This window comes from Planctomycetota bacterium, assembly GCA_026387035.1.
Taxonomy (GTDB): Bacteria; Planctomycetota; Phycisphaerae; order FEN-1346; family FEN-1346; genus JAPLMM01.
Window position 1 is genome coordinate 1 of the sequence record JAPLMM010000241.1, and the last position, 8506, is coordinate 8506.

At 65.2% G+C, this 8506-nt stretch carries 6 protein-coding genes and 1 pseudogene; 2 read left to right on the forward strand and 5 right to left on the reverse strand.

What is annotated here, in order from left to right; all coding sequences use genetic code 11:
* The 5 genes from NTX40_09010 to NTX40_09030 all read right to left on the reverse strand — a co-directional run.
* On the reverse strand, positions 1–1166 hold a 1166-nt coding region (locus NTX40_09010; protein MCX5649218.1), incomplete at its 3' end, for an MraY family glycosyltransferase.
* A gap of 64 nt (positions 1167–1230) precedes the next feature.
* Positions 1231–2217, reverse strand: coding sequence for an ATP-grasp domain-containing protein (locus tag NTX40_09015; GenBank protein MCX5649219.1), 987 nt, complete (start codon positions 2215–2217; stop codon positions 1231–1233).
* Between the two features lie 216 nt (positions 2218–2433).
* The gene (locus NTX40_09020; protein MCX5649220.1) at positions 2434–3021 is read right to left on the reverse strand and encodes a sugar transferase; all 588 of its coding nucleotides are present in this window, start codon (positions 3019–3021) and stop codon (positions 2434–2436) included.
* Positions 3018–4646: a DUF2723 domain-containing protein gene (locus NTX40_09025; GenBank protein ID MCX5649221.1), complete on the reverse strand. Its 1629-nt coding sequence runs from the start codon at positions 4644–4646 to the stop codon at positions 3018–3020. The genes NTX40_09020 and NTX40_09025 overlap by 4 nt, the downstream gene beginning before the upstream one ends.
* A 14-nt stretch (positions 4647–4660) precedes the next feature.
* Positions 4661–5542: a decaprenyl-phosphate phosphoribosyltransferase gene (locus NTX40_09030; protein ID MCX5649222.1), complete on the reverse strand. Its 882-nt coding sequence runs from the start codon at positions 5540–5542 to the stop codon at positions 4661–4663.
* Positions 5543–5879: 337 nt separating this feature from the next.
* On the opposite strand from NTX40_09030, the gene NTX40_09035 reads away from it, so the two are divergent.
* Entirely contained in the window at positions 5880–7514 is a 1635-nt protein-coding gene (locus NTX40_09035) for a DUF2961 domain-containing protein (protein ID MCX5649223.1), read from the forward strand.
* A 117-nt stretch (positions 7515–7631) separates the two neighbouring features.
* Positions 7632–8506 (forward strand): annotated as a pseudogene (locus tag NTX40_09040) (SDR family NAD(P)-dependent oxidoreductase).

Genomic DNA, 8506 nt, shown 5'->3' on the forward strand with positions numbered 1-8506 from the left:
GCAGCCTTTTCCTCCGGCGTCATGCGCAAGAACCCGAGCCGCCAGACGACCACGAGGCAGACCAGCGCGATGCCCACGTAAAGGACCATCGCGTAGCGGCCCCGCATGTACAGGATGAGCATCCCGGCGACCGCGAGCGCCACGCTCAGCACATAGAACAAGCCGACCGTCGAAAGCACCGACAGGCCGAGCCGGTCGATCAACTGGTTATACAGATGACTGCGGTCCGGCATCATGATGGGCCGGCGGTTCACGATCCGCCTCAACAAGGCCATGCCCGTATCCAGAATCGGCAGGCCGAAGATGAACAGGGCGCCGACGAACCACTTGACCATTCCGAATTGGCTGGCAAACATGATCATCATGGCGGCAATCACGTAGCCGATGAAGACGCTGCCCGCATCGCCCATGAAGATCCGGGCCGGGTTGAGGTTGTGCGGCAGGAATCCTACGGTCGCGCCCGCCAGGGCAAAGGCCACCATCATGATGAGCCGCGTGTACTCATAGTCGACCGCCCTCACGGACCACTGGGGGTTCGCCCATGCCGTCAGCGACGTCGCCAGCAGGAGAAAACCGATGGACACAATCGCCGACACACCCGAGCAGAGACCGTCGAGCCCGTCCAGGAGATTCGTCGCGTTCGTCGCGCCGATGACGACGAAGAAATGCATGCCGATACAGAAAACCCACACGAACCAGGAGTCCTTCGCGAAGTCCAAGAGGGGAATTTCCGAGATCTGCGGAAAGGCAAACCAGTAAACCCCGCCGGCCAGCAGGATGGCTCCGGCCGCCGCTTGGCCGAGCAGTTTCAATCCCGGCCGGATGTCCAGCAGGTCGTCCAGGAGGCCCGTCAGGAAAGCCACGGCGCCGCCGGCGACGACGGCAAGCGTCGCTTGGCCATGGGCGGGATAATTCCACAAATAGCACACGACGAGCGGCACGGTCCACGCCAGCCAGATAGCGCATCCGCCGAGGTACGGGATCGGCTTGTCATGGATCTTGACCGCCTGGTCCGGTTGGTCCGAGATTCCCTTCCTCAGGGCAATCCAACGGAACAGCGGCGTGCCCAGGAGACTCAGAATCAGGGCCGATACGAACACCCAGATCCCCGGAATCCACAACTCCCCGAGCACCTCCGTCCAAGCCGGAGATCCGGGCGGAAACATGGGTCTCTCCTTTCACTTCTTCAGGGCCCCGCGCGTCGCGGGCTTCTTAAAGCGGTCGGCACGCTTATTCCGCCATACCCACGTCTTTCGCCTTGCAGAATACTTCCGCGTCGTAGCGCAACATCACCAGGCCCGCTTGCCAGCCTTCCGGGTCAATCTCGGGCCGCTCTCCCAAATGCTCCTGGATGATCCATCGGGGGAAGTCCGCCCCGGCTTCGATGGACAGAGGTACCCCGCCGCCGAAACGCGGATTGAGGTCGAAGAACTTGATGGCGCCTTCGGCCGTCAGAAAACACTGAATCGTAATGACGCCGACGCACTCGGCCAGCGCCTCGACGGCCTGCATGCTCTTGCGGATGATTTCGGCGTGGCGGACGGTCCGGCCTTTGGCCACCTCGCCGGCGCGGACTTGAAGCCGTTCGCGCGGCACAGCGACGCGCGGAACGCCGTCGAGCCCCGCGTACACGTCGACCGTGAACTCCGTCCCCCGCACACATTCCTGGATGATGAACCGGGACGTGTGCTGCCCGAATCGCTTCAGCGCCTGCCGGTTGTGTACGAAACGCACGTGCCGCGTGCTCGACCCGAAGCGCGGTTTCACGAACAGCGGGAAAGGTCCGTCGGCCGCTTCCTCGTAGGAGAAAACCCGGGGCGCGTCCAGCTCGGACTTCACGAGAAACTCACACGTCTTGCGTTTGTCCCGGCAAATTTCCACCACGCCGGGGGACGAGACGAGCATCCGCGCGCCGGCTTCTTGAAAACGGTCGCGCGCCTCGGCCAGCACCTGGAGTTCCCAATCAATGAGCGGAATGACGAGACCGATCTTTTTCCGGCGGCAGACGTCCACCAGGTCGTCCACGTAGGCGGGGGAGTTCACCCCCGAAACCAGAAAGCCCTCGTCCGCCCGGTGAAACGCCGGCGCCAGCGGCGTCCAGTCCGCCCCGTAGACGTGGCCGCGAACCCCCAAATCCGCCATCGCCCGCCGGAACCCCTCCAGCAGGCTGACCCGCCGGCCCACGCACGAAAACAGGATGTTCAGGGAACGGCCCACATGCACCCCCTCTCGCATGGCCCCGCCCCGGGGCCGGGAGACTCTCCCTAGTACTACAACGCCACTTTGCACAGCGGGTTCGCCGCCCCGCTTGCGGGGCGCTGGCTGTTCGCAGCGCGAGGCAAGCCCCGCGGCGAACCCACCGCGCAAATGGTCAAGTGGCGTTGTAGTACTAGCATACTCGCCCGACGCCCGGTGTCAACTACACAGCCCCTCTCAGGTCCATTTCTGGTACACCCGCTCGTTCGGCAGCAACAGCCGCACCGAACGCAGGATTATCGTCAGGTCCAGCATCAGGCTCCATCGTTCCACGTACTGAACGTCAATTTCGAGTTTGTCCTCGTGGGGAATCTCGCCGCGGCCCATGACCTGCGCCAATCCCGTCAGGCCGGGTCTGACCTCCAGCCGCCGACGTTGACGCTCGTTGAACTGGCGCGCCTGGCTCATGTACAGCGGCCGCGGACCCACGATGCTCATGTCCCCCTTCAGGACGTTCCAGAATTGCGGCAACTCGTCCAGCGTCATCTCGCGCAGCCAGCGCCCGAGCCGCGTCAGACGCGCATCCTCCCGCCCCATCGGGCTCACGTCGTACGGGTCGGCGTCGGCGCGCATCGTGCGGAACTTGTACACCATGAACGGCCTCATGCCGCGGCCGGCCCGTTCCTGGCGGAAGAGCACCGGCCCGGGGCTGTCGATCCGGATCAAAATCGCCAGGGCGGCCAGAAACGGCCAGCCGCCCGCCAGCGCCGTCCCCGCCAGAACCAGGTCCATCGCCCGCTTGACCGCCTGCCCGGTCGGACTCATGGGCCCTCCCCTGCCGGCCGGAGCGGCTTCACCTCGAAGATCGGTCCGAACCGCTCCAGGCGGTCGTACGTCAGGACCCACGACGGGACATAACCCGCCTCCTCGGAAACGACAAACACGCGCCTGCCCTCCGAGCGGGCGCCGGGCAACAGGTCCGCCTTGCTCTGCCAGTACGGGCCGACCGACGCCTCGAACTTCGCATCGTACGGATCGATGATCCGAACGTCCGGCCGGCGGCCTTCGATGTCCTGAAGACACTTGAGCGGCATGCTGGCAGTCGTGTCCGGCAGAAGGATCGCATTCTCGGGCAGTGCGGCCAGTACCTCCTCCGCAAATTGCCGTGCACTCCGGTCCCCGCATTTCCACGGCCGCAGAAAATAGGTGTACGGGTCGCGGTGCGGCAGTTCGCGCTCGAAGAAGACGAATCCCGCCGACTGCGCGGCCGACGGAAGCGCCGCGTAAACCCCCACCGGCGCGATCGCCAGCGCGACGAGCAACCAGGCCATCCACCGCCGCCATGCGATGAGCGCCGCCGCGCCGACGCCGATGAGCAGGCTCCCGCACACGTAGAACGGAACGAAAAAGGAGTACTGGTCCGGCACTTTGTATCGAGCGGCCCACAGGAAGTAGACCGCCGCCAGCACAAGGACGAGCACCCCGAAGGCGTTGCGTCGCCGCACCAGTGCGACGGCGCCGAAGGCAATCGCGGCGACGAGCGGCGTCGGATAGTTCAGGCCGACGTACAGGACGCTTCGTCCCAGGAGCCGGGGCAAATCATCCATGTTCGCCACCAAACCGCCATGATAGCCGCCCGTCATGGAACGGACGGTCTCAAGCAAGTTCCCTGTCCGCACGTATTCCAGTTCGCCCACAATCCAGTACAGCGCCCCACCGGCCAGCCAGCACCCCACGGCCGCCGGAAGAACCCACCACGGGGCACGCCGGCGGACACACTCAACCACCATCCAGGTCCCGAAGACCGCCAGGCTGAAGACCGCCATCATGTGATTGCTGATCGCCGCCCCGTTCACCAGGAAAAGCAGCAGCAGCCACCGCGCCTGGCGCCGATCGATCCAAAGCCACGCCAGCAGGCACTCGGCCGACAGAAACGCGGCCGTCCATCCCAACACCTCGGACATGACGGCGAACGTCCAGATCGTGTGCCCGAGCGCGAACGAGAGACCCGCAAGGACCGCCGGCGCCGTCCGCCCCGTTACGAGTCGAACCACGAGAACGATGTTGGCGGCGGCCAAGGCCATCGCCACGGCCGAACACAGGTTGGCCGCATAGGCGTAGTTCCAGAACGGCACGAGACCCAGCGCCCTGGCCGTCACGAGAAACCACGGGTGGACGCGGACAGCCTCGCCGGGCCGGCACCAAACGCTCGCGATGGCCGGCGGCCACGAGAGCCTCGCGCTCGTCCACTGATACTCCCCCCCGTCCTGCCACACCAGATCCGGCGCGAGCGTCAGAACATAAAGCACCAGCGCCGCTCCGAACGCCGCCAACCACAGCCGGCCGGGGCCGAGGCGCAACGTCTCGCCGCGCAGCGCGTCGCCCTTCGACCCACTCAGGGCGACCCCGAGCGTGGTCGAGGGGTCGGAGCAGGGGCGGCCAGTCGTCACGACGTGCGTCCTTCCTAGACGGCAAAGAGAAGCCCGGCCACCATGGCCAGCCACACGACCAGGGCAATGACGAACGCGGGGTCCCGGCGCACCATGTCCACCGGGTCGCCCGCCCGGCCCGTGATCGCCATGTGATAGAACCGGAATACCGCGTAGATGACGGGCAGGACCGTGATGAACATCCACTCGTGGTGCGCCACTTCCCGGATCGTCCGTTCGCTCACGGTGTAAAGCATGTACGTCACGATGGCCAGTCCCGCCGACACGGTCATCATGTGGGCCAGCGTCTCCCGGCTGTAAACGCCCCACGCGAGCGGCCGACTCGCCGAGGCGTCCTCGCCCAACGCCACACGCTCGCTCTCGCGCTTCGCGAAACCCAGGAACAGGCTCAGCGTCAGGGTGCACAAGAGGAGCCAGTAACTGACTTCCACGTTGATCGCGACACCTCCCGCGTAGGCCCGGATCACGAACCCCGATGCGATCACGAGCACGTCCAGGATCGCCACTCGCTTCAGCCCCGCCACGTACGCCAGCATCAGCACGAGGTACGCGACAACCGTTGCCGCAAAGGCCCGGCCGACGACCAGCGCCAACCCGACCCCGGCCGCGGCCAGAACGACGCTCAAGCCGACGGCCAAGCCCGCACCCACCGCCCCCGAGGCCACCGGCCGGTTCCGCTTCGATGGGTGCTGCGCGTCCTCCCGACGGTCCACGACGTCGTTCAACGCATAAATGGCACTGGAAGCGAGGCAAAAGGCGGCGAAGGCCTCGATAACCTTTACGACCGCCGCGGCGTCGGTCATCTTGCGCGCGAAGACCAAGGCCGCAAACACAAACCCGTTCTTCAGCCAGTGGCTCGGCCGCGAGAGCCGCACCAGGTTCACCAAGGCTTTCAATGGTTCTCCTTGCCGGAGAGGCACGCGATCGGAGGTCCGCCAAGCCTCTTATGGCCGCTCAGGGGCCAAATGTCAAGCCCGAGGCCCGTTCCCGTATCTATCGGCAATCTCGGCGGGGCCGATGTACCGAAAGGGACGTTCGGCCAGTGCCCCTGTCAGGCGGAAAACGCCCGCCCCAGACGGACAGACATCACCGGGAGGCGTCTCGGAAATTGCTCCGACCACGCCCGGCTTGGGGTATCCGTTTGCCAAAAACCCTTTTTCCGGCTATACTTCCAGTCGGAAACGCCCCAGCCGTGCCGGTAAGGGTCGGAAAAAAGAGAGGGGTATTGCAGCCATGTCAGCCAAGCGCGTTTTGTGCCTCTCCGGCATTCTTGTTGTCATCTTCGCGACATCCGTCAGCGGCACCGCGCTAAATGACTACGAGGCGCTCTGCGACTGGGATGATCTCCCCCGCCTGAAGACCGGCGTCGTGGCCGGCATGGCAAGCAGTTACGACCGCGCGGGCGACAATAAAGATTACAACCAGTACGAATCGCCCGCCGGCCTTCAAAGCGTTGACACCGACACCGTCATCACAACCCTCTCGGGACCAGGGATCATCACCCGCTTCTGGATGCCCCGTGCGGCGGCAGACGAGGGCTTCACCGTTAAGATGACCGTGGACGGCACGCTCCAGATCAACACCGACAGCGACACGTTTCTCAGCGGAGGGTACGGCTACGTCCAAAGCCCCCTGGTGAAAACGCTCGTCGGCGGACAGGTCAGTTACGAGCCCATCGCTTTCCAGAACTCCCTGATCATCGAATCCAACAACTACTCCTCCGCCGTTGGAGGCTGGGCTGCCCACCACCACTACTACCAGTACAGTTACCACCTCCTGCCCGCTGCCGACGCCGTGACCCCTTACAACGGGTCGCTCACGGGAGACCAGCAGACCGCGCGCGATAGCGTCGTCAACCTGATCAACAACGTCGGCTCCAACCCCGCCGGTACGAGCGCCGGGGCCGTGACAATGACGACGAGCAGCGTCAGCATCCCGGCAGGAGGCGCCCAGGCGCTGGGCACGTTGAGCGGCAGCGGCCAGATCCGCAGGCTCAATCTCAAAATGGCCGGCGCGACCGACGCCCAACTCGACGGTCTGCGGCTCCGCGTCCGCTACGACGCCAGCCCGCAGAACGCCATCGACGTTCCCGTGGCCCATTTCTTCGGCGCGGGGCACGACCGCGTCCCGTACAAGTCCCTTCCGCTCGGCACCGACGGGCCCGACGGGTTCTACAGCTATTGGCCCATGCCTTACCGCCAAGGCGCCATCGTCGAACTGTACAACACGACCGGCTCGGTCATCGGCATCACCTCCGCCGCCGTCGAGTACGAAGCCGGCGCCGTACCCGCCGATGCATCTTATCTGCATGCCGTCTTCAACGAGGAAACGACAACCGCCGGCCAGACGCATCACCAAATCCTCGCCCTGACCGGCGAAGGCCACTACGTCGGCAATCTCTTGTTTGTCAGAAAAGACGGGACGAGTCGCAACATCCTCGAAGGCGACGACATCATCACCGTCGACGGGGCCACCCTCTTCGGAACGGGCCTCGAGGATGCCTACAACGGCGGTTATTACTATAACCACGTGCTGGCGACCGACGGCGCCGGCGGCGATGACAACGACGGCGACGTCGCCAACCCCACCAGCGGCACCGGACCTTATTACGGCCTCCTGAACATGCACGACATTGACCTCGCCAATCCCGCCACCAGTTACCTCAGAACCGACCAGTATCGCTGGCTCATCGGCGACTACGTCCCCTTCTCTGACAGCATTAATGTACGCATCGAGAACTACGGAAATGGCGGCGACGTGCTCTTTGGCTCGACGGCTTTCTACTATCTCACCCCTGAGCCCGCGACGCTCTCGATCCTTGCCGCGGGCGGGCTGCTCGTTCTCCTGCGGCGCCATCGGGCTGCGTGAGCAAGCGCCCCGTTTCTCCGCGCAGTAAGAGGCGCCTGGCCTCGGCATAAATCGGCTTGGACGCCCGGCCTGCCCCTGCTAGACTACCGCCGGTAAATCGCCAGGAAGGAGGCACGCATGGCGGGCCTATACCTCGTGACCGGAGGGGCCGGGTTCATCGGATCGAACCTGGTACGGGCCCTGGTGGCGCGCGGCGAGGGCGTCCGCGTGCTCGACGACTTTTCATCCGGCCTGCGCGAGAACCTCGAGGAGATCCGGCGGGACATCGACCTTGTGGAGGGCGACGTGCGCGACCCGGATGCCTGTCGCCGCGCGTGCAAGGGCGCGGAGGTCGTTTTCCACGAGGCCGCCATTGCGAGCGTCCCCCGCAGCATCGAGGATCCCCGGACGAGTTTCGCCGTCAACGCCCTCGGGACGTTCAACCTGCTGGCCGCCGCGAGGGACGCGGGCGTTCGCCGGTTCGTCTATGCCGCCAGCGCCGCCGCCTACGGCACGAGCGAGGCCGTGCCGAAGGTCGAAACGATGCCGTCCGAGCCCGCCAGCCCGTACGCGGCGGACAAGGTCGCAGGCGAACTGTACCTGGCCATGTTCTGGCGCGCGTTCGGCCTGGAGACGATCAGCCTGCGGTACTTCAACGTTTTCGGTCCGCGGCAAGACCCGTCGAACCAATACGCCAATCGCGCGATTTCGTGTTCGTCGGCGACGTCGTCAAGGCCAATCTTCTGGCGGCCGATGCCCCCGCGGTCCACGGCGAGGTCGTCAACATCGGCACCGGCTGCGCCACCGACCTGCGGACCATGGCCGCCGCCTTCAACCGCGTCCTCGGCACGGACCTCGAGCCCATCTACGACGCGCCCAGGCCGGGCGACGTGAAACGTTCCCTCGCCGACATCTCCGCGGCGCGGGCGCTCCTCGGATACGAACCCGAGGTTGCGTTCGAAGAGGGTTTGCGCCGAACCATTGATTGGTACCGCTGGGCCCTGGAAACGGGC

Excerpts from the sequence above, each read along its gene's own strand:
- NTX40_09020 (MCX5649220.1), bottom strand. The coding sequence starts at position 3,021 with ATGAGTCCGACCGGGCAGGCGGTCAAGCGGGCGATGGACCTGGTTCTG.
- NTX40_09035 (MCX5649223.1), top strand. The coding sequence starts at position 5,880 with ATGTCAGCCAAGCGCGTTTTGTGCCTCTCCGGCATTCTTGTTGTCATC.